A 20,105-nucleotide genomic window follows, 5' to 3' on the forward strand; every position below is an offset into this window, starting at 1 on the left:
AGGTACTTAATTAAAATTATCGTTCAGCAATTTCCATAGCCACCACCGCCGGGAGTTTCAATAATAAAAATATCACCAGGGTTCATTTCTACAGTCGCTGTGCCGGGCAATTCTTCGATAGTTCCATCGTTTCTTTCCACGACATTACGTCCTATTTTACCGGCTTTTCCTCCCGCTAGTCCAAAGGGGGGAATCTGGCGATTACCCGATAAAATATTAGCAGTCATGGACTCTTGAAATTTAATTCTTCTAATCACACCATCACCTCCAGAATATTGTCCCTTGCCGCCACTATCGGGGCGAATGCTAAAACTTTCTACTAACACAGGATAGCGCATTTCTAATACTTCCGGATCGGTGAGACGGGAATTAGTCATCTGGGTCTGTACGGCAGCAGTTCCCGCAAAATTTGCCCCCGCACCAGAACCGCCACAAATAGTCTCATAATATTGGTACTTTTGATTGCCAAAAGTGAAATTATTCATCGTTCCTTGACTGGCTGCCTGAATGCCTAAAGCGCCGTATAAAGCATTAACTATAGCCTGGGAAGTTTCCACATTTCCCGCTACTACGGCTGCTGGATAAACGGGATTAAGAAAACAGCCAGATGGGATAATTAAATGGAGGGGTTTGAAACAGCCAGCATTTAAAGGAATTGCCTCCTCCACAAGGGTACGAAAAACGTATAAAACCGCCGCTCTTGTCACTGCCAGGGGTGCATTAAAGTTATTATTTAACTGGTTAGATGTGCCAGTAAAATCGATGCTTGCTTGACAATTTTCAATATCTATGGTAATTCTGACCTTGATGACAGCACCGTTATCTAGATAATAGGTAAATTCGCCATCTTTCAAGACAGATATAGCTTTTCTCACCGCTAATTCGGCATTATCTTGAACAAACTGTTGATAGGCTTTAACCATAGCTAATCCGTAGCGATCAACCATATTATGTAATTCTCTTTCTCCCTTAGCATTAGCAGCTATTTGTGCCTGAAAATCGGCAATATTTTGGGCGATATTGCGTGCAGGAAAAGGACTATTAGTTAAGTGATTAATTAATTCTTGTTCCCGAAACTGTCCCGCCGCTACCAGCAAAAAATTATCGAATAAAATTCCTTCTTCGCTAATATGGACAGAGTGGGGAGGCATAGAACCGGGGGTAATGCCACCGATATCAGCTTGATGTCCCCGGGAGGCAAGATAAAATAATATTTCCTGATTTTGGCGATCAAAAATAGGACTAATTACTGTGACATCCGGCAGGTGAGTACCGCCATTATAAGGATTATTAGCTAGATAAACATTCCCCCGACGAATCGTCTCACCTTTATCCTGAATTAAACTTTTAACACTATCGGCCATAGAACCTAAATGGACGGGAATATGAGGAGCATTAGCGATTAAGTTTCCTACCTCATCAAAGATAGCACAGGAGAAGTCTAGACGTTCTTTAATATTGACACTTGCTGCCGTATTTTGGAGAGTAATCCCCATTTCTTCGGCAATAAATTGATAGAGATTTTTAAAGATTTCTAGATAAATAGGATCGGCAACGGTAGTTATTTCTGTGCGGTGAGAATTGAGAGGGGACATAGGAAAATCAGTTATCAGTTATCAGTTATCAGTTATCAGTTATCAGTTATCAGTTATCAGTGATTAGTTATCAGTTAAGCTGTACTGAATTTAATTGGAAATTTTAGTACAAATGCTCAAACTGCCTCTCCCTGCTCCGCGGCTCTGGCACTCCCCTGCAATCTTAACGAGTAATTTAGATAGTCAACAGCTTACTGGTGATCACTGGCTGTTCACTGTTCACCGATCACTGTTCACTGATAGGGGCTGACTGATATATAATCGCAGTCAGTACCAGAGGGTGAATTATGGATAAAACCAGCTTGATCGATAAAGTGAAACAAATGGCTAATAAACGCGATTATTTACTGCAATTGCGCGATAAACCCGACATTGGCGGACTGAGATTAGATGTTAATCAAGCTCTTGAGGAGTTAGATGAATTGCTCGATGAGTTTCAAGCAACTTTTCCTGAAGAAAAACTTAGTTAACTATCCGACTCGACGGAATTGATCTTTGTCCGATTGTGCTAATTTTCCCAAGTCATCGATCGCTTTGATCAGAGCTTGGGAAGATATATCTTTAGAGCAGTATAGGTCAAAAGCTGTACTTTGATTATTTTTTTCCATTGGAAGCTTTGGCAAGGAACTATAGGCAATAATGCGAATATAAGGGTCGAATTGTTTGATTTGAATAGCGGCGCTGTGTCCATCTAAGACAGGCATCCCTATATTTAAAATAATTACATCTGGTTGACAACTTTTCGCCAAGTCGATCGCCTGTTGACCATTAACCGCAATTCCCACCACCTGACAATGCGGCTGCTGGGAAATTAAAGTCTTGAGTCCTAAACAAGTTAGATCGTGATCGTCGGCAATCAAGACTTTAATTAGGTCTATCGGCTTCATGATTATTTTCCTTTCCCTAGAGGTCTCACTTGTTATCATTGTAGAGCCTGTTGATCTTTTGGACTTAACTTCACGACACTTCCCATCACCCCATCACCCATCTCCCCAATTCATAATTTATAATTCCCCCACTCTCTTCTCTCTTTGCTCTTCTCCCTTCTCCCCAACTCCCACTCTGCAATAACTACTGGCAGCCAGAAATACGTTCGTTCATATCACACTTTGTGCTTTTTGTCAAAAAAACTTTTTCTTTGCAATAAAACTACACAAAAAAAAGATCGTCGTTGTCGGTGAAATTGACTAATTTACCCGTTTTAATTAGGATCACCTTGTAGGTGTGGCAAGGGTTTCAACCATTGCTGCCCAAAAAAGCACAAAGTAACCCACCATGAAATTATATCAAATCGCTGTAACCATTACAACATCGTTGTTAAATAAAAATCTTTCTCAATTAATTCTTAAGAATTTGTAAATATTGCGGAATGTTAATTTAAATATTCTCAAGCTTTTGGAGTCAATAGATAATTTTTGCTTATCTTTGTCGGAAAATAGAACTCCTGTAAAAATCCAACATCTACCATTGGGCTAGAATTCTCCGAGTCAGGAGATTATTTTTATTTATTCTTCCCACTTCATAATTCATAATTCATAATTCCCCTTCTCCCCCACTGTTTACTTAAAACCCCCCACTGATCACTGATCACTGAAAAAAGCCTAACTTTGGGCAAAAATCTGGTTTGTGTCCCCTCTTAGCGATAAAATTTCTACATCTGGACTGTCGAAAAGTATAAGTTTTGTAAAGTAAAATTAAGAAGGGAGACAAATTTAAGATAGCCAACTTATGGAAGTAACTTTTACCGCTGCCGAATCCCTAGAAATTGTTGTTGCTGAACAAACCATCCCGATTCAGCATTATCTGCGCCAACCGCAAAGATTAGTACAGGCTATCGTTGAGACTAGCTTAACAGAACACTTGTCTGAACATCGGTTTCGCCTAAAAATGCGTCCCCTAAACTTCTTGGATCTGTACTATTTTCAGCCCACGGTTATTCTCAATGTCTGGGCCACCTCTGGGGGGACGATATTTTTGCAATCAGAAGACTGTCAGATCAAAGGTATTGATTATATCAACGATCGCTTTAGCCTCAATGTTAAAGGCAAACTCGCTCCTGTGGAAAAAAATAATCAAACCTATCTAGCGGGAAAAGCCAATCTTGAGGTGAAAGTCGCCCTACCACCGCCATTATGGTTAACCCCGCGTCCCTTGTTAGAAATCACCGGCAATAGTCTCCTAAAAGGGGTTTTATTGCGGATTAAACAGCGTTTAATGAGTCAATTGTTGCAAGATTACCAACAATGGGCTAAACAGGATATTATTGCCCAAAATTACCCCGAAACCATTCTCGATCTCTCCCTTAGTTAAATAAAAATATGAGTTGGACAAAAGTACTATCTGTAGATTCCCTTGCCCCCGGCGCCCGTCAAGTGGTAAAAGTGGGGGAAAATTCCATTCTGTTGATTAACAATAACGGTCAATTCCACGCCGTCGGTAATCGTTGTCCTCATTTAAAATTATCGATGACGAAGGGCAAAATTACCGAAGACGGCGCGATCATTTGTCCCTGGCATCGTAGTTCGTTTGATCTCTGTACTGGTGCTGTCAAAGACTGGATTACTTGGCCCCCGGTGGTTAACAAAGCGATGGCGGCAGTTTCTCAACCCCAAGCTTTACCCGTTTATCCCCTTCGCATCGAAGACGGCAGCATCTGGATAGACGCATAACCGCTCACCGAGGGGGGGTTTTGGGCAACCTAAAGAGCAGTTGCTTTAACTGACAATGGGTTAATCTTTTAAAGCAACCTCTCAAATGTCATTCTCTCAAATCCTTATCTAGCAACGTTTTTAGTCGATTTCTCGGAAATATATAGGGTTTGCTGAATAATGGTAAAAACCTTACAGGAAAGGGCTTTTAGCTTGATTGAGAGCTTCCCAAATGCACTTAAATCTGCTAGAATCTCTTAAAACCCTTGCATCACCCTTGCATCACCCTTGCATCTTCTCTAATTAGTGCTAATGTACCGTAAAAGCGAGTTACCCTCAACCCCACCAGAAAACTTCGAGCTGCCCTTTGAGGGGAAATTATCCCAAGACAATCGTTGGGTAATTATGGCCAACCTCATTCCCTGGTCAGAATTTGAAGCGGAATACGCATCACTTTTTTCAGAAGAAATGGGCACACCCGCCAAAACATTCAGGACAGCACTCGGAGCATTAATTATTAAAGAAAAATTAGGAACAAGCGATAGAGAAACGGTAGAACAAATCAAAGAAAATCCTTATTTACAATACTTCTTGGGGTTTTCATCCTACAGCAATGAACCCCGGTTTGAAGCGTCAATGTTGGTTCACTTTCGAGAAAGAATCACTCTGGAACTAATTAATAAAGTGAATCGCTTTATGGTCAAAAATTCGAGAGAAATAAAAGAAGAAGAAAACACCGAAAAAAAGTTAGAGAGCGAAACCCAAAGTCAACCAGAAAATCGAGGTAAATTAATTTTAGATGCCAGTTGTGCGCCCGCAGATATTAGTTATCCTACGGATTTAAACCTGTTAAATCAAGGAAGAAAACAAACCGAAAAAATTATTGATATTCTCTATGAAACTTTAAAAGGAAAACTTGTTCAAAAACCGAGAACCTATCGTCTCCTAGCCAGAAAAAGTTATTTAGAAGTAGCAAAAAAAAGAAAACCTACCGTCAAACAAAGACGAAAAGCTCTGAAAAGACAACTGCAATATCTAAAAAGAAATCTCGACCATATTGAACAACTTTTAGCAGAAGGAGCCTCGCTACAAAGCTTGAAAAAAAGAGACTATAAACTGTTATTAGTAGTCACAGAAGTTTATCGCCAACAACTCTGGATGTACCAAAATAACAAACAGAGTATTGAAGACAGAATTGTCAGCTTAACTCAACCCCATATCCGTCCGATAGTCAGAGGAAAAGCTGGAAAACCCGTAGAATTTGGGGCTAAATTCTCAGCAAGCTGTATAGATGGTTACATATTTTTAGACCGGATTAGTTGGGATAACTTTAATGAATCGGGAGATTTAAAAGCACAAATAGAAGCTTATTATGACTATACAGGATACTATCCAGAATCAGTTCATGTGGACAAAATTTATCGAACCAGAGAAAACAGAGCTTGGTGTAAAGAAAGGGGAATCAGAATCAGTGGGCCCCCATTAGGAAGACCAGCCAAAAATGTTAGTAAAGAACAAAAGAAACAAGCTACCGATGATGAGAGGATTCGGAATTGTATAGAGGGCAAATTTGGACAGGGGAAAAGAAGATTTAGCTTAGGTAAAGTGATGGCTAAACTTCCTCATACTTCCTTTTCAGCGATTGCTATTACTTTTTTAGTCATGAATCTTTCTAACCTGTTGAGGCAGGTTTTTTGGGCTTTTTTATGTCTGAAATGGAAAAACAGCACTTTTTCTCGGTCAATGATTAGGATAAGTTATAACTTAAAAATTAATCAACAACTAAAGCTTATGCTTGTAGCTAAGTGAAATCATTGATTAAGAGACCTGTACTTTTCAATGACTTTTTCAGCAGACCCTATATAGCTGAAAATTCGTCAAAACGTTGTGCCTTGTAGGTTGATTCATGAATCAACCTACCATGAGAGCCAAAACCTGTACTTCCCTGCTCCCTAGCTTACCTCATAAGCGATTAAGGGTAGCAAACAAAAGAATTAAGTAGCTGGTTATAATTAAATTAAAAATGGATTTTAGGTTCGATCCCCCCTGCCCCCCTTGATAAGCTATCCCTTATAGGGATCTTTCTTAACAATTTTTTCAGTAAGCACTCCAACCCTTATCCTGACTTGATTTCAGTTTTTTCCTTGTCAGTAAGGGTGTCAACAAGGAATATTACAGATTGTTAACCGAGTCTTGAAAGCCTTGTGCTACAAAGGTTTGAAATGTTAAGAAAGATGTGACTAAAGGACAGCGGGGGGATCTGACAACTTTTAACGCCTACCTACTTAGATTCGGAGAATGAATCAGCCCTACGGAGCGCATTAGTTTTTCGGTGGGATGCTTGCACACGGCTGCTGACACATCTGTAATAATTTAAGAGTCACTCCACTTCCATGAGTGCCTCTCCTGATATGTAGCCTATACTCAGCGGATTTAGTATCACTGATAACTGCTAACTGCTAACTGATAACTGATAACTGATAACTGATAACTGATAAAGGTGGGTAATTCCCACCTTAAACTGGATTTTTACTGAATTTTTCTAGCGACTGCTACGGTCTTGATCCAAGACGCTGACGGGGAAATTATTATAACCAACGTGATGTTTGCTGGTTTTTTGAATTTCTTCTTTAATTTGATCTAAATCAACATAGCGATCAGCCACATTAATTAAACTATCACTGGTCATCGATCGCAAACTAACCACTTCCACCCGCGCACCGCGGTAACTGACGGAATCGGCAGCATAGGCTAAATCTCCATCACCACTGACAATGACTGCGGTATCATAGGAACCCACTAGCGCCATTAAATCTACGGCGATTTCCACGTCAAGATTGGCTTTTTTGGAACCATCGGGCAATTGTACTAGATCTTTGGCGATGACTCGATAGCCGTTGCGACGCATCCAGAGGAGGAATCCCTGCTGTTTTTCGTTAGTGCGATCAACTCCAGTATAAAAGAAGGCCCGCAGGAGACGAGAACCGGCAGTTAAACGACAAAGTAATTTGGTGTAGTCAATTTCGATACCTAATTGCAGGGCCGCATAAAATAAATTAGAACCATCGATGAAAATCGCCACACGACCGCGATTTTCTAGCACTTGTTCGGGGGTGAAGACTGGGGCCGTGTCATAATCATCAAACATTTTATTTTTCCTCGTTTGTTAAAAGTTTAGTGTTGAGTGTTTGCCAGTTGTGTCCCAAAGGACAACAGACCTTAAAAAATAGAGTTATCAAAAAATTCCTTTAGGAATCGTTTAACGGCAGTTCTAGTTTAGAAAAGATCGGTTCAGGTGTTCCTAGTTGTGGATTTGTCGGTAATCCCCATTGACGGTGTTTACAAAAAGAGACACCATCAGAGGAGTTTTCCCCAGCCTCCGACCTGAAAGTATTAAAATCAATAACAAAACCTAGTTGTTGATAAATTTTACTGCTCAAGGTCGGTATTATCGGTGAGAGTAGGTAGGCAGAGAGTCTTACTGATTCCAAAACTGCGTAGAGAACCTGTTCTACGGCTGCTTGTTGTTTCTGTTTAAATAAACTCCAGGGCGCACTCTCATCGATAAACTTGTTACTAGCACGAATTAACGCTAATATTTCCTCACAGGCTTGATCAAATTGTAGCGCATCGTACTTCTGTTCAACAATCCCCCCTAAATTGATCCCCATATTCTTAAGGTGATTATCGTTGGGGATATCTACACCGGTCAACTGGGGGGGGTTATTTTGGCAGTATTTTTTGACCATGCCTAGGGTGCGATTGAGGAGGTTGCCTAAATCGTTGGCTAAATCCGCGTTCAGAATATTCACAAATCTGGTTTCCTGAAAATCGCCATCCTGTCCTAATTCAATCTCTTTGACGAAATAGTAACGGACGGCATCGGCCCCATAGCGATCAACTAAATCGAAGGGATCGAGGGTATTACCGAGACTTTTGCCCATTTTCCGCCCGTCTTTGGTCAAAAAGCCATGGCCGAATACTCTTTTAGGCAAGGGTAAACCCGCCGACATTAGCATAGCTGGCCAATAAATGGCATGGAATCTTAATATATCTTTACCGATCAGATGCAGATCGATCGGCCACCATTTGGCCAAGGCATTTTCTAGGGTGGGTTCGTCTTCGGGGTCGAGAAGGGCGGTAACATAGCCAAGAAGGGCATCAAACCAAACGTAGATGGTATGCTGACCATCGTGGGGAATGGGAAACCCCCAAGCCACATTAACCCTAGAGATGGAGAAGTCCTGTAGTCCTTGGTTGACGAAGTTGAGAACCTCATTACGTCGGCTTTCCGGTTGAATAAAATCGGGTTGTTCTTGGTAAAATTGTTCTAGTTGCGTCTGATACTTAGAGAGACGGAAAAAATAGTTTTCCTCGTCGCGCCATTCGGCGGCCAGATTAGTATGAATGGGACAACAGCCATTATCTAACAGTTCTCTTTTTTCCTTAAATTCTTCACAGGCGACGCAATACCAACCCTGTTGGCGATCGAGATAGATATCGCCCTTTTCCCAGACTCTTTCAAAAAATTCGTTAACAATTGCCTGATGACGGGGGGCAGTGGTACGACTAAAGCGATCATACTGGATCTGTAGCTTGGCCCAGAGATTGGCAAAACTGGTGGCGATGCGATCGCAGTGTTCCTGGGGAGCGAGTCCTTTGGTTGCCGCAGTCCGTTCGATTTTCTGTCCGTGTTCGTCGGTTCCTGTAATTAGGAGGACAGAATTCCCCTGTAACCGCTTCCATCGTGCCATAACATCCGCTACGATCGTTGTGTAAGCACTGCCGATGTGAGGGATATCGTTGACATAATAAAGAGGTGTTGTTAAAGCAAATGTTTTTCGCTCATTTAAATCATTCATGAAATTTATTTTTTTAAATAGACGAGGCTGCCCCGAGGCTGATCCGTAGATGATTGGGACATAATCCCTTATATTTTATGATCCTCTAATTCTGTTTTATCCTTTAGTTGTAGTCTAAGTCAATAAAAACAATCTTAAGGCCGATTTTTTTTTTCCATGAAGCTGCTTACCCCCCTATCCACCTCTCGTTTAATTCTTGATACCACGCGCACGAGTCTGTTTACCGTCGGTCAAGAAAATCTACCCAGCCAAGGAGTGGCGATCGTGGTAAGTAACCATCGTAGCTTTTTGGACGCGCCGATCTTAATTCAAGCTTTGGGCAAAACTCTCCCGATCGCCTGTCATCACTACATGGGAAAAACGCCACTTTTGCGAGAATTAATCGGAGAATTGGGCTGTTTTCCCTTTGATACCCCCGAAAAACGCCACCGGACTTTTTTTCGGCAAGCAACGGATTTTTTACAGTCCGGACGATGGATCGGTTTATTTCCAGAAGGTGGATCGCCGATGTTAAATTTGACTGCTCCTCGTCAAATTAGCCCTTTTCAGAGCGGATTTGCCCATTTAGCCCTGCGTTGTCCCGTGGAGAATCTATCGGTCTTACCTGTGGCTATTCTCTCCGAGTCGGAAACTGTTATTAGTCCTTTTCCTGTGCGTTTGCTGCGCTGGTTAGATACCACGGAACCTTTATTCGATCAAGATGGTTGGCATCCCGTTGTATTTTATCATCGTGTCAAGGTGGCGATCGGTCGTCCCTATGGAATTACTGAAAGCGATCGCTCAGATTATCAAGGTAAACAAGGAAAAAAAGCCCTTAATCGTTTAATTGGTCATTGTCAGTCGGAAATTAGCGATTTATTGCTGAAAGGCTAACGAAGTCAGGAGGCAGTCGGCAGCTTTTTTCTTCCCACTTCCTAACTCATAATTCATAATTGATACTGGAGTGATTTGTTATAAGTAGGGAGACACAATTATTTGTAGGATGGGTTAGCAGTAGCCTAACATGATCGGGCGTTGGGTTTCATGCTTCAACCGTTCGGCAAAAGCTCACGGCCGAAGCCCAACCTTGAATGATATTATCAGTCTAACTCTCGGTCGGGTGCAGTGATTGGTTAGACAGATGGACTTTAGATGAAGTTTATGGAGATTTCCACTCTCCTTCTGGGATCATGGCTGTAATCATGATGTTACGCAATGTTCCAGTAGGTAAATCTCTCCCTTGATGGTAAGGTACGATAACTTGAGTATCTTGATCCCTACCACGCCATTTTCTATGACTACCCTTCTGAGAGATCAGTTCAAAGTTATCGAAAATTTGGGTTAAAACCCCGTCCTTTTAGGACGGCTTTAAGCTACAATGGAAAAAGCGATAACCAAGCTAAAAACTGAACCTTGACAACAGATAGTAGGGGGTTTTGTTCAGAAAAGAATTCAAATTCGGCCTTGAACGAGTAAAACTTTCTAGGAAATAAGGTTGAACATTAGATTTTTTCGACTTGTTCAAAGTGGACGGAGGGCATTCGGACACTCAAAACGGACGGGTCGAAAGTGTCAGACTTAAGCAATTAAGCGTTTTTCGGTGAAGCGTCAACCCCGTTCAGCGACCACCCTAAAAAAGTGGCGTGGTGAGGAATCGCCGTCCGTTTTACGGCGGCGAGGATGTCAAACTTGCGTAATATGCGCTCAACCTCGTCAGCATTCATTCTCCTGAGTCGAGTCATCCCACCATAACCTCACGGATTACTGCTCCTGGTAGAAGATCGATAGCATCAGGTTGTAAATAAAGCTCGATCGCTTCGCGTATATTATTGAGAGCTTCCTCTTCTGTAATACCGGCAGATGTGCATCCGGGCAGTTCCGGACACCAAATTGCCCATTCGTTTGTATCGGGATCGGGTTCAAGTATCACTCGCCATTTCATAGGGACTAAATCCTTAGAGAACTACCCAAGATGATAACAGATGGACTCCACAAGCATAATCAATGCTCAAGTCCGGGATGACTCGATAGTGGTTCACGTTGAAAAAGCTCCCAATTCCATATCTTCGTTAGAAAGGCGGCTCTTCTCAACTTTGTGTGATAATTTTTGCTTATGGAACCCTGAAGTGCTTATTGGGCAAAACTTTTAGGACTATTTTGCGGATATTCTATCAGTATAGACCTCGTTTCCACACAGAAACCAGAAGAGCCGAAAGGCTTTGCTGCCATTTTAATTCACTTTCAATATCTTCTAGCAATTGATAATTCATAATTCATAATTCATAATTCATACTCCTTTTTCTTATTGCGCTAATATTCTGACTAGCTCTGCTTTCTTAATCTTGCTTAAACCAACGATTCCTTTTTCTTTGGCTAGAGTCTTTAATTCAGAAACAGTCTTGAGTTTGAGAGTTTCTTCTGAAAACTCCTCAATCACTGCATCTTGTTGAGATTGAGGAGTGAGATAAAAGACAGTTTTGAGTAAATCTAATCCCTTCCCTTTTGTAATTCCACACTTGAGGGCAACAATTGAATCTAAACTCTTCCAGAATTGACGGGGAGCCTCATCAATCCTAGCAGTAGCAGTAGCTAATTTAACTGTTTTCAGGGGGCTATTCGGTTGTTCAATTAAGAACTGTAAAGCAGATTTAATTTCTTCTCTTGAAGCTGTTGACAGATTTAGTTTTGGGGTTTCTTCTCTTGCCAAAACTCTGGATATATTCCTAGCATCTTCTGTTCCATCGGCAATAATACACCAAATTCTTTCTAGTCCAGCCCTTTCAGCCACAGCATAAACAAATGAGTTGCCGATAACTTCATAGCGATCCTCTGATAATTCTTTGACGATTACAGGCAGCCAATTGCGTCCACCTGTCTGCTGTAATAGTTTAGCAGTAGCTTCAATTAAAAAACTATCAGCATCGGTCCCATTGGTAATTTCTATTTCATCTAAGTAGAGATACTTCAAAGTACCAATATCGGTATATTCCATCATTGTAAAAAATACTCCTTTGCTAAGTCTTTGTAGTAGTCATAAACGGAACGATGTTTATAAACGGCTGGCACGCGCTCAAAAGCAGCACTGGCTATAATAGCGTATTCTGGCAGGTGATGAATATGTAAATCTTTTTTGGCATTAGTATATCTGGGATAAAAATAGTGTACAAGGTTTTTGTCATTTTTTAGTATTTGATTAATTTCTTTTTGGGCAAGCTCTAACTGTGGTTGAGTAATCTTCTCACCGTTGAAAAAAATTGGTAAGGCTATGGGAGTCCCATCTTTTTTTAATTTTTGCATTTGCGGCAGAAACTCCTTGATGGCAGTGGCTGCATTATTAAGGGAGAATGAATTGTTATGTTTTGTGGGTAAGAGGACAACATCGGCAGCATAAACAGCCAGCTGGCTAGGAAATCGCCAATTGGGAGCTGCATCTATAAAGATGTAATCATATTCATATCTAGCTAAGTCTAATTTTCTATGGAGAGTGAATATTTTCATTTGAGAATTATACTGAAATTCCGGATACTCTGCCATTTTAGGATCAGCAGGAACAACATCGAAGGTAATTTGTCGTTTTGAATTCTTAAAAATATAGGGAATGATCACTGATTTTATATCAATATTGCGGTCAGTTAAAGCCTTTTCTAGTAGTCCATCTTCTGGGTTTATAGTTAGGATAGATTTAGTTAAATCTCGTTGATTAAAATCAAAGTCTAAAACTAAAACTTTTTTACCTAAAAGGGCAAGGAAAGCTGCAAGATTTACGGTGGTGGTGGTTTTGCCTATACCGCCTTTATTATTGTAAACAGTAACCGTTAGTGCTTTGGGAGTGCTGTCAATTTTTGTCTTGATTAGAGCTATAGTGTCATCAATGTTATCAGGAGTTAGCTCTATGCAAGTAGTAGCAGGAAAAATGGTTTTACCATGTTTTCTAAATAACTGGATGTGTGAACTATTATTGATAATTCCCCATTGGGCTGCTTTACAGTTATTCCCTAATAACTGACGCTTTAACTGATTGACAGTTGCCTTATAACTTGGACTATTTTCAGTTAGGTTAATATCTCTACCCTTTAACTCTATCAGCAGAAAAGGATTACTCTTTGTCTGCAAAAAAATATCGTTTGCTAGGTTTCTCCGAGTGGCAAAGTCGGTAATCCCACCGCCTCCCGTGTCGTACTGTGGGATTATCTCCGTGGTTGAAAATCCTAAATATGATATCAGGTAACGTGCAAAGTTGGTGCTAACGATCGCTTCCGACGCATCTTGAGGCAAATGCTGAAGATAAGATTTGAGACTTGTTACTCTGGGGGTGTTATCTTTCATTTGAGTTCACAAACTATAGACTAAAGTTAATGAATTACTGTTTTTTTGAGTATAACACTCTATTTCCTCAACCCCTAACCCATTATGGAAAAATTAACTAATCTCGATCGCATTGCTGAAGAAATTTTAGGTTTAATTCCAACAGAAACGGTTATCATTGCCGAATTTGACGGTGATAGTATTGATTATCGCGCGGGTGCGGGTAAAAACAGCCAGGCAATTGTGGGCAAAAGGGGTGATATTGCCACGTCGGGATTGTGTACGGTGGTTTACCGGGATAGTTGGGGAGCATCTCACCTTTGCAATAAGTAGAAATGCTTAATGAGATCAATAAAAAAGTTAAAAAAGGCAACCATTTAGATAAGCACAGCGATGACGAAGGACTTGCGGTACATTACAAGATTGCCAACTTGCACCAGTAATTTTAAGACGATGAGCAATTTGTTTAATTTTTGATTCGACGGAGCCAGAGCCAATGGAAATCCCCTCTGCCTGCAAATAACCATAATTGACAATTCGATGTTTATGCTTGTTTAAATAAGTAATAAAATTCTCAACTTGCGGCTCTGACCATCCTTCACAACAAGAGATAGCGGCGTCCACGTCCCCCTTCCATAGAAAACATTTTACCTCCTCAATTCGCTGGAATGACCCGCCAACTTTATAGAGGTTTTCGATTAAATGATACCAATCCAATATTTCAATTCTTTCCTGTTTCTCTCCGATCTCACGAAATAAATTCCAGATACCATCATGTCCATCTCCTAAACAAATTAAAGGCTTGGCCAAAACTTGAGAATTAACCAAATCTAATAAAGCTGAGTTATCTTGAAAAAAAGCCGCTACCCCCAGTTGATGAAAACTCACTGCTTTATAATCACGCCAAATTAAGGCTTTTCCCTTGGCAGTTCTTAGTCGTACCTTACCGCCATCTAGGCTCATTTCTTCCACTTCCACTTCTGGGTTAGACGGTAATTCTTCAAAAGCATATCGATGTACGAGGCGTTGTTGGGTACTGTGAGAAACAGCAATCCCTGTCAATGATTTGATTTTCTGCGCCGATTTTTCGTAGGATTCATCGCCACTTAATAGCAAACAGTTCTTCTCTAACATTGGACTCATCTGAGTCCGAGACTTTATTTCTAATTTTTTCGCTTGTTTTTCTGTAATTGGTAATTCCCCCAAAATACTTTTCACTTTTCTCGTCCGACCGGCAGTTTCTTCTGTGCTTGTTTTGACAAAAAAATACCGATTTCTGGGTTAACATAATGAATCATTAAATCTCTGACTGTCTCCTCTATCTCTCCCAAGTTATTAAATTTCTTAATTTGGGATTGCTCATAGAGACATTGCCCTAACTCTTGACATAACTCTTTAATTCTTTTTTCATTTTCTGATAACATTGAATTATTCCTCCCATCGAGAGCTATTCTGAATTGTAAGTTATAACTATTATAATCTCATTTCTCTTTGTGATCAAGTTGAAGATTTTCTAGTTTTTGACTGCTATAAGTATTAATACTCATTGCATAAGTGAGATGCTCCCTACAGTTATTCCCTAATAACTGACGCTTTAACTGATTGACAGTTGCCTTATAACCTGGACTATTTTCAGTTAAGTTAGTATATCTATCTTTTAACTCTATCAGCAGAAAAGGATTACTCTTTGTCTGCAAAAAAATATCGTTTTCTAGGTTTCTCCGAGTGGCAAAGTCGGTAATCCCACCGCCTCCCGTGTCGTACTCTGGAATTATCTCCGTGGTTGAAAATCCTAAATATGATATCAGGTAACGTGCAAAGTTGGTGCTAACGATCGCTTCCGACGCATCTTGAGGCAAATGCTGAAGATAAGATTTGAGACTTGTTACTCTGGGGGTGTTATCTTTCATTTGAGTTCACAAACTATAGACTAAAGTTAATGAATCGCTGTTTTTTTGAGTATAACACTCTATTTCCTCAACCCCTAACCCATTATGGAAAAATTAACTAATCTCGATCGCATTGCTGAAGAAATTTTAGGTTTAATTCCAACAGAAACGGTGATTATAGCCCTATTTGACGGTGATAGTATTGATTATCGGGCGGGTGCGGGTAAAAACAGCCAGGCAATTGTGGGCAAAAGGGGTGATATTGCCACGTCGGGATTGTGTACGGTGGTTTACCGGGATAGTTGTCCGGTGGTGGTGGAACAAACCCTAGGAGATAATCGCATTCGTCAGGATATAGCGGTGGCTTTGGGGATAAAAACGGCTTTAGCTGTGCCAATTAGGGTTAATAATCAGTTATTTGGTGCAGTAATGCTTTTAAATCGTCTCGATGGTCAGGAATTGACCGATCGAGATAGTTTGTTAGTGGAGGAATATCTGAACTCGCTACTCAGAAATGAGGGATAGAAGGGGTTGGGTAATCCAGTTGAATGCTACGGCGATTTGATGGTTAAGGGTGGGCAGACGGTAGAGATAGACTAAGCGACGGGTAAGATGGGCAAGGGGACCGGCTAATTCTAGTCCTAAACCGCTAATGGTAGCTTCATCGACTCCGAGGGTCAACATTTCGCCTAAAGGTTGATAACGGAAGGGTAAAGCCGGTTTATCGTGGAAACTCGCCCAAATATTCCAAGCGCAGTAGTCGGACTGTTGAAGGGCCACTTGGGCCGTGGCAGCATAGGGTTTATCCTCTTGGTCGCGACCATCGGCCGCATCGCCGATCGCGTAGATGCTGGGGTTTTCGACAGTTTGTAAATATTGATTAACTTTTAGTAATTTGCGCTCATTATGTGCTAGAGGCAAATTAGCGATCAGTGGAGAGGCGATCGGACTAACGGTCCAGAGAATTAGATCAACGGGGATATTGTCGATCTGTCCTTTGTAGTCAAGGGAGAGGCGATCCGCTTGGATATCGGCGACGGTGGTTTCGAGGTCTAACCAAACCAGACGTTTTTCTAGGGCTTTTTTGGCGGTGTCGCGGTTAAATTGGGTTGAAGGGCCAAGTATATCGCTATTTCTTTCGATCAGACGAATTCTTCCCCTTTCTCCGAGACGATCGGCCAGCTTACAGGCTAATTCTACGCCGCTATAACCGCCCCCGATAATGGCGACCCGAATTTTATCGCGATCGGATTGTTCTAGGGTTTTGAGTCGATCCCGAAGACGATAGGCATCCTCTAGACTACGAAAGGGGATAGCGTGGGTTCTGGCCCCAGGTAGGAAGTCAAGGGAGGATTGACCACCGAGGGCGATCACGAGGCGGTCATAGCATATATCTTTTTGATTGTCAAGGGTTATTTTATGATTATTAACATCGATCGCCGTGACGGTTCCCTGTTGGAAGTCAACGGGGGTATTAGCGAGCAATTCGCTGAAAGGGGGGGCAATTTCCCAGGATTGCAGTTCTGAGGTGACTAATTCGTAGAGAAGGGGAGAAAATAAAAAGCGATCGCTTTTATCAATTAAGGTAATTTGGGGGGGGTGTTGATCTTGCCAAGGCAATTGACTCAAACGCAAAGCAGTATAGAGTCCACCAAAACCACCACCGAGAATACAAATTTTTGGGCTTGAGTCAGTCATAAGTAGTCGTGCAAAATAAATTTCCTAGTGAAGATAGGCAAGAGGCAATAGGCAAGAGGCAAAAGCTTTATCGAGATGTGTAATTAATTTTGCTTAGGTACTTATCGATCGCTGAGGGTTTTGTTTCTTATTGTGACACTGCCTGCCGTAAAATGGACGGGGAACCTTAACCCCAAATTTTCGGTAAAGCCAGGAAAGAAAAATAGTTTTTAATTATCTACCCAGCCAAATCGCCAGCAAAGCCACAATTGTAGCCAGAAAAAGGATATGATTCATCCAATCATCGAAAGACCAATTTTTAAACATAATTTAGTTCCTTAAAATCGAGGCTTACTGCTCAACAGCTTACCTTAATTTCTAATAGAAGTGCTATCGGGGGCAGCTGGTTGACCGGGGCAATATATTAAGATTAGTTAAGGGCAGTAAAGGGATCGTTAAATCAATCATAAATTGTTATAGTCCATCTCTTCTAGAGCCTAGCATAGAGGGGAATCCTCCTTAATTCCTAGATAATTGCATGAATGGACTACAACAACAGATTATCAGTCTTGATCGGAAAGTCGATCACCTACAGGATATTGTCGAAAGCCTCAGCCGGCAAATTGCTATCCTAGCCGGGGATAAATCGAGTCGTTCTCCGCGAGAATCCCTAGAAATGGTCGGTTTTTCCGAGTTATCCGATAATAGTCTCTACGATCATAAAGATATTCTCCGGGATCACGGTGGCAAACAGGCCCCGGCTGTCAATGGTGATAATTCTTTTGCCGATGAAATCCAAATTCGCCGATTGACGGCACAATTGACGGCGGCTTACAATCGTATTGCCGCCCTCGAAGAGCAATTACTCACCTATCGCATCCATTCCTAGTTAATTTCTGCCCAGAGGATTGGGTAAACTGGGTAAGGTGGGATTGGTAGGTAAATTGGGCAAAGGATTACTATTTTCCAGGGTGGGATTGTTAGCTTCCCCCGCTAGAGTCGCTAAAGCCACGCGATCGCCGCCTACCTGTCGCAGGAGGTCTAAAACCCCCACCACTTCGTTATAACTGGCATTACGGGAGGCATTGAGTACCATCAGTCCATTGGGACTATATTGATGATAATTCTTAATCGCCTCGAACAACTGGGCGCGAGTCACCATCTGTTTTTCGACGTAGAGTTGTCCGAAATCATCGAGACTAACCACCAACATTTCCCGCATCGGGGTGGTGGCGGTACTAGCTTTCGGTAAATCGAGGCTGATGGCCTGTTGGCGAGATAATCCCACTGCACCGAGAATAAAGAAAGTGAGAATACAGAAAATTACATCAATCAGGGGAATGATATTAACCTGCACATCCTCTTGAATGCGGTGTTGCTCATGCCATAATTTCAGGGGACGAGCCGTAATGTGGCTACTTTTGGGCTTTTTGTGGTTAAGAGATTTAGTTTCGGCCATGGGTGATTAGGGAGGAATTTAGCGATCGAGGGGTTTTTCTAGGTTAGCACTGAGGGAGTATTGTTGGTCTTCTCCATCTAGCCAACGTTGACGGTAGATAATTTCTAAATCACTGCCGGCCTTGCGAAAAATTCGGGCTTGATTGAACCAGAGTCCCTGAAAAACACGATAGAAAGCGAGGCTAAAAATAGCGACAATTAAGCCAGTAGCGGTGGAAATTAAAGCTTCACTAATACCTAAAGTTACTCCCGCCGTTGAGGAAGTTCCCAGGTCACTTAATTGAATATTGGCCAAAGAGGTAATTAAACCGAGTACCGTCCCCAATAATCCTAACAGGGGAGAAAGGGCGATGACTGCCTCAAGGATTTTATCACCCCGTTTCATTAGGGATAATTGTTCATCGGCAGCCGATTCGAGGGCAAAGTGAAAAACCTCTGGATCTGGATTTTCTAAGCGCAGGGGAGCGTAGAGATAGCTACCAATGGGATGATTACGGGAATCTCTGGCGACTTTCGTGGCTAGATCCCAGTTACGCATGGCGGATTCCATAATGCGATTTAAAATCTGCCCCTCACTGAGGAGGGTGCGACTCCAAAACCAAATTCGTTCGATAATAGTGCTAAGAGCTAAAATAGACAGAAAAAGCAGCGGCCACATGGCCACTCCGCCTTTTTGGATTAAATCAGTTATATTCACGGGTTTTTTGTTTCCTCCAATACCGAGCGATTCGGGCTTGATTATTTAGTTTAAGATTTAAGTCGATCAATTGACATTTGACATTTATAGTTCTTACGCTGACTTAGAATACAGGATGAGATGGGGCTTTTCAAGAGGCCAGAAGAGGTCAAAAAAAGGCTTTAGGGACTGTCCCGACTCTATTTGAATCTAATTCTGGCCGGAGAAGTCCAAACCAGAGCTATCTAGACCTGGATTCAGTGGCTGGGATTTTGCGCCTATGGTTAGGGATGGGATTCCCAGGCGGTGGCAATGCCGCCACTCAGCCGCCAGTATTTGATGTTTTAAATCAAATTATGCCATTTTTCAAAAACTGTGGCATACTTGGGGGGGGAGATAATTAAGCGGATCAATTGGCTATGTCTGGGGTAACTAAAATCAACATTGTTGAGTCAGTGGAAGATTTAAAAGAATTAATGAAACAACAAAAAAGTAGTTTAGCCTACGCTAAAGTACAGTCATTATATTTTTTGAAGATGGGCGAGGTAGAGACAGTTCGCCATCTAGCATTGTTAATGGGACGAGGGGAAAGAACAATGGCTCTCCCAGGTTTGGTGGGTAAAATGTATTCTAGGATACAGTCCTGCTGGCGAGTGAGTGGAACGAACCACAAAGACACAAAGGACACAAAGATTGATCGATCATATTGTAAGTTAAACTGATCACACAGAACCTAGAAGAGCCGAACAATTCATCGCTGGTTAAGTTTCTATCGAGAAGGTGGAATCGAGCGCTTATTATCCGAAGGAACCCCCTCTGGAAGACCGAAAAAGATTTCGCCAGAAGAAGTCGCTCTTTTACAAAACAAATTAAAAGAAACTGGGGGTTTGGCCCGCTATAAAGAGATTTATTTTTGGCTCTCGTTCGTGCGAGAAATTCCCATCAGCTATACAACAGTTTACCGTCTCGTTAGACAGGAATTCGAAGCTCAATGAAAAGTACCTAGGCTAGGAAAT

The 20,105-nt window shown here is 41.6% G+C and carries 19 protein-coding genes and 4 pseudogenes; 10 read left to right on the forward strand and 13 right to left on the reverse strand.

All coding sequences use genetic code 11. From position 1 onward, the window contains the following. Nucleotides 1–23: 23 nt before the first annotated feature. Entirely contained in the window at nucleotides 24–1,595 is a 1,572-nt protein-coding gene (locus B5D77_RS00970) for a hydantoinase B/oxoprolinase family protein (protein WP_106908101.1), read from the reverse strand. Between the two features lie 287 nt (nucleotides 1,596–1,882). On the opposite strand from B5D77_RS00970, the gene B5D77_RS00975 reads away from it, so the two are divergent. After that, nucleotides 1,883–2,065: a hypothetical protein gene (locus B5D77_RS00975; protein WP_002734024.1), complete on the forward strand. Its 183-nt coding sequence runs from the start codon at nucleotides 1,883–1,885 to the stop codon at nucleotides 2,063–2,065. Here the strand turns inward: B5D77_RS00975 and B5D77_RS00980 are convergent, their stop codons facing one another. Beyond that, nucleotides 2,066–2,521: a response regulator transcription factor gene (locus B5D77_RS00980; protein ID WP_173915178.1), complete on the reverse strand. Its 456-nt coding sequence runs from the start codon at nucleotides 2,519–2,521 to the stop codon at nucleotides 2,066–2,068. It abuts the gene before it with no gap. 802 nt (nucleotides 2,522–3,323) lie between these two features. Here B5D77_RS00980 and B5D77_RS00985 point away from each other — a divergent pair. The 3 genes from B5D77_RS00985 (at nucleotide 3,324) to B5D77_RS00995 (ending at nucleotide 6,052) form a co-directional block, all read left to right on the forward strand. Beyond that, the gene (locus tag B5D77_RS00985) at nucleotides 3,324–3,905 is read left to right on the forward strand and encodes a DUF1997 domain-containing protein (protein WP_106908103.1); all 582 of its coding nucleotides are present in this window, start codon (nucleotides 3,324–3,326) and stop codon (nucleotides 3,903–3,905) included. An 8-nt stretch (nucleotides 3,906–3,913) separates the two neighbouring features. Then, on the forward strand, nucleotides 3,914–4,264 hold the full coding sequence (locus tag B5D77_RS00990; RefSeq protein ID WP_106908104.1) for a Rieske (2Fe-2S) protein: 351 nt from the start codon (nucleotides 3,914–3,916) through the stop codon (nucleotides 4,262–4,264). A gap of 291 nt (nucleotides 4,265–4,555) precedes the next feature. Beyond that, complete coding sequence (locus tag B5D77_RS00995; RefSeq protein WP_046660474.1) at nucleotides 4,556–6,052, forward strand: IS5-like element ISMae6 family transposase; 1,497 nt, start codon at nucleotides 4,556–4,558, stop codon at nucleotides 6,050–6,052. Nucleotides 6,053–6,785: 733 nt separating this feature from the next. Here B5D77_RS00995 and B5D77_RS01000 read toward each other — a convergent pair. Next, entirely contained in the window at nucleotides 6,786–7,391 is a 606-nt protein-coding gene (locus tag B5D77_RS01000; RefSeq protein ID WP_002739868.1) for an NYN domain-containing protein, read from the reverse strand. A 100-nt stretch (nucleotides 7,392–7,491) separates the two neighbouring features. Then, complete coding sequence (gene metG, locus B5D77_RS01005; RefSeq protein ID WP_106908105.1) at nucleotides 7,492–9,105, reverse strand: methionine--tRNA ligase; 1,614 nt, start codon at nucleotides 9,103–9,105, stop codon at nucleotides 7,492–7,494. 156 nt (nucleotides 9,106–9,261) lie between these two features. Here metG and B5D77_RS01010 point away from each other — a divergent pair, with 156 nt between their 5' ends. Continuing rightward, entirely contained in the window at nucleotides 9,262–9,978 is a 717-nt protein-coding gene (locus tag B5D77_RS01010; protein ID WP_002758823.1) for a 1-acyl-sn-glycerol-3-phosphate acyltransferase, read from the forward strand. A 265-nt stretch (nucleotides 9,979–10,243) separates the two neighbouring features. Here the strand turns inward: B5D77_RS01010 and B5D77_RS01015 are convergent, their stop codons facing one another. The 4 genes from B5D77_RS01015 to B5D77_RS01040 all read right to left on the reverse strand — a co-directional run bounded on the left by B5D77_RS01015 (nucleotide 10,244) and on the right by B5D77_RS01040 (nucleotide 13,410). Then, nucleotides 10,244–10,420, reverse strand: a complete 177-nt coding sequence (locus tag B5D77_RS01015; RefSeq protein WP_106909935.1) for a type II toxin-antitoxin system HicA family toxin — start codon at nucleotides 10,418–10,420, stop codon at nucleotides 10,244–10,246. Nucleotides 10,421–10,822: 402 nt separating this feature from the next. After that, a complete protein-coding gene (locus B5D77_RS01025; protein ID WP_002783541.1) occupies nucleotides 10,823–11,026 on the reverse strand; it encodes a type II toxin-antitoxin system HicB family antitoxin in 204 nt (67 codons plus the stop codon). A gap of 360 nt (nucleotides 11,027–11,386) precedes the next feature. Continuing rightward, nucleotides 11,387–12,079, reverse strand: coding sequence for a Rho termination factor (locus tag B5D77_RS01035; protein ID WP_106908106.1), 693 nt, complete (start codon nucleotides 12,077–12,079; stop codon nucleotides 11,387–11,389). Then, nucleotides 12,076–13,410, reverse strand: a complete 1,335-nt coding sequence (locus tag B5D77_RS01040) for an AAA family ATPase (RefSeq protein WP_106908107.1) — start codon at nucleotides 13,408–13,410, stop codon at nucleotides 12,076–12,078. The genes B5D77_RS01035 and B5D77_RS01040 overlap by 4 nt, the downstream gene beginning before the upstream one ends. Before the next feature lie 84 nt (nucleotides 13,411–13,494). Here B5D77_RS01040 and B5D77_RS01045 point away from each other — a divergent pair. After that, nucleotides 13,495–13,692, forward strand: a pseudogene (locus tag B5D77_RS01045) (GAF domain-containing protein); the annotation flags it as partial. A gap of 57 nt (nucleotides 13,693–13,749) precedes the next feature. On the opposite strand, the gene B5D77_RS01050 reads toward B5D77_RS01045, so the two are convergent. Together B5D77_RS01050 and B5D77_RS01055 are read right to left on the reverse strand one after the other, a co-directional pair. Further along, nucleotides 13,750–14,813 (reverse strand): ISKra4 family transposase gene (locus tag B5D77_RS01050; protein ID WP_106908108.1). Its coding sequence is split into 2 segments (ribosomal slippage): nucleotides 13,750–14,657 and nucleotides 14,657–14,813, totalling 1,065 coding nucleotides; the frame shifts between segments, so codons are not numbered across the junction. A 141-nt stretch (nucleotides 14,814–14,954) separates the two neighbouring features. Continuing rightward, nucleotides 14,955–15,299, reverse strand: a pseudogene (locus B5D77_RS01055) (ParA family protein); the annotation flags it as partial. A gap of 84 nt (nucleotides 15,300–15,383) precedes the next feature. Here B5D77_RS01055 and B5D77_RS01060 point away from each other — a divergent pair. Further along, nucleotides 15,384–15,803, forward strand: a complete 420-nt coding sequence (locus B5D77_RS01060; RefSeq protein ID WP_106908109.1) for a GAF domain-containing protein — start codon at nucleotides 15,384–15,386, stop codon at nucleotides 15,801–15,803. Here B5D77_RS01060 and B5D77_RS01065 read toward each other — a convergent pair. Then, on the reverse strand, nucleotides 15,783–16,976 hold the full coding sequence (locus B5D77_RS01065) for an NAD(P)/FAD-dependent oxidoreductase (protein WP_106908110.1): 1,194 nt from the start codon (nucleotides 16,974–16,976) through the stop codon (nucleotides 15,783–15,785). The genes B5D77_RS01060 and B5D77_RS01065 overlap by 21 nt on opposite strands. A gap of 517 nt (nucleotides 16,977–17,493) precedes the next feature. Here B5D77_RS01065 and B5D77_RS01070 point away from each other — a divergent pair. Beyond that, nucleotides 17,494–17,844 (forward strand): hypothetical protein, encoded by a 351-nt coding sequence (locus tag B5D77_RS01070; protein ID WP_008201641.1) that lies wholly within the window; start codon nucleotides 17,494–17,496, stop codon nucleotides 17,842–17,844. On the opposite strand, the gene B5D77_RS01075 is transcribed toward B5D77_RS01070, so the two are convergent. After that, complete coding sequence (locus B5D77_RS01075) at nucleotides 17,845–18,414, reverse strand: biopolymer transporter ExbD (protein WP_008201640.1); 570 nt, start codon at nucleotides 18,412–18,414, stop codon at nucleotides 17,845–17,847. A gap of 18 nt (nucleotides 18,415–18,432) precedes the next feature. After that, nucleotides 18,433–19,071: a MotA/TolQ/ExbB proton channel family protein gene (locus B5D77_RS01080; RefSeq protein ID WP_081504672.1), complete on the reverse strand. Its 639-nt coding sequence runs from the start codon at nucleotides 19,069–19,071 to the stop codon at nucleotides 18,433–18,435. 437 nt (nucleotides 19,072–19,508) lie between these two features. On the opposite strand from B5D77_RS01080, the pseudogene B5D77_RS26845 reads away from it, so the two are divergent. Beyond that, nucleotides 19,509–19,679, forward strand: a pseudogene (locus B5D77_RS26845) (IS630 family transposase); the annotation flags it as partial. 153 nt (nucleotides 19,680–19,832) lie between these two features. Further along, a pseudogene (locus B5D77_RS01090) lies at nucleotides 19,833–20,081 on the forward strand (helix-turn-helix domain-containing protein); the annotation flags it as partial. Between the last annotated feature and the right edge of the window lie 24 nt (nucleotides 20,082–20,105).

It is taken from the genome of Microcystis sp. MC19 (genome assembly GCF_003019735.1).
GTDB lineage: Bacteria > Cyanobacteriota > Cyanobacteriia > Cyanobacteriales > Microcystaceae > Microcystis.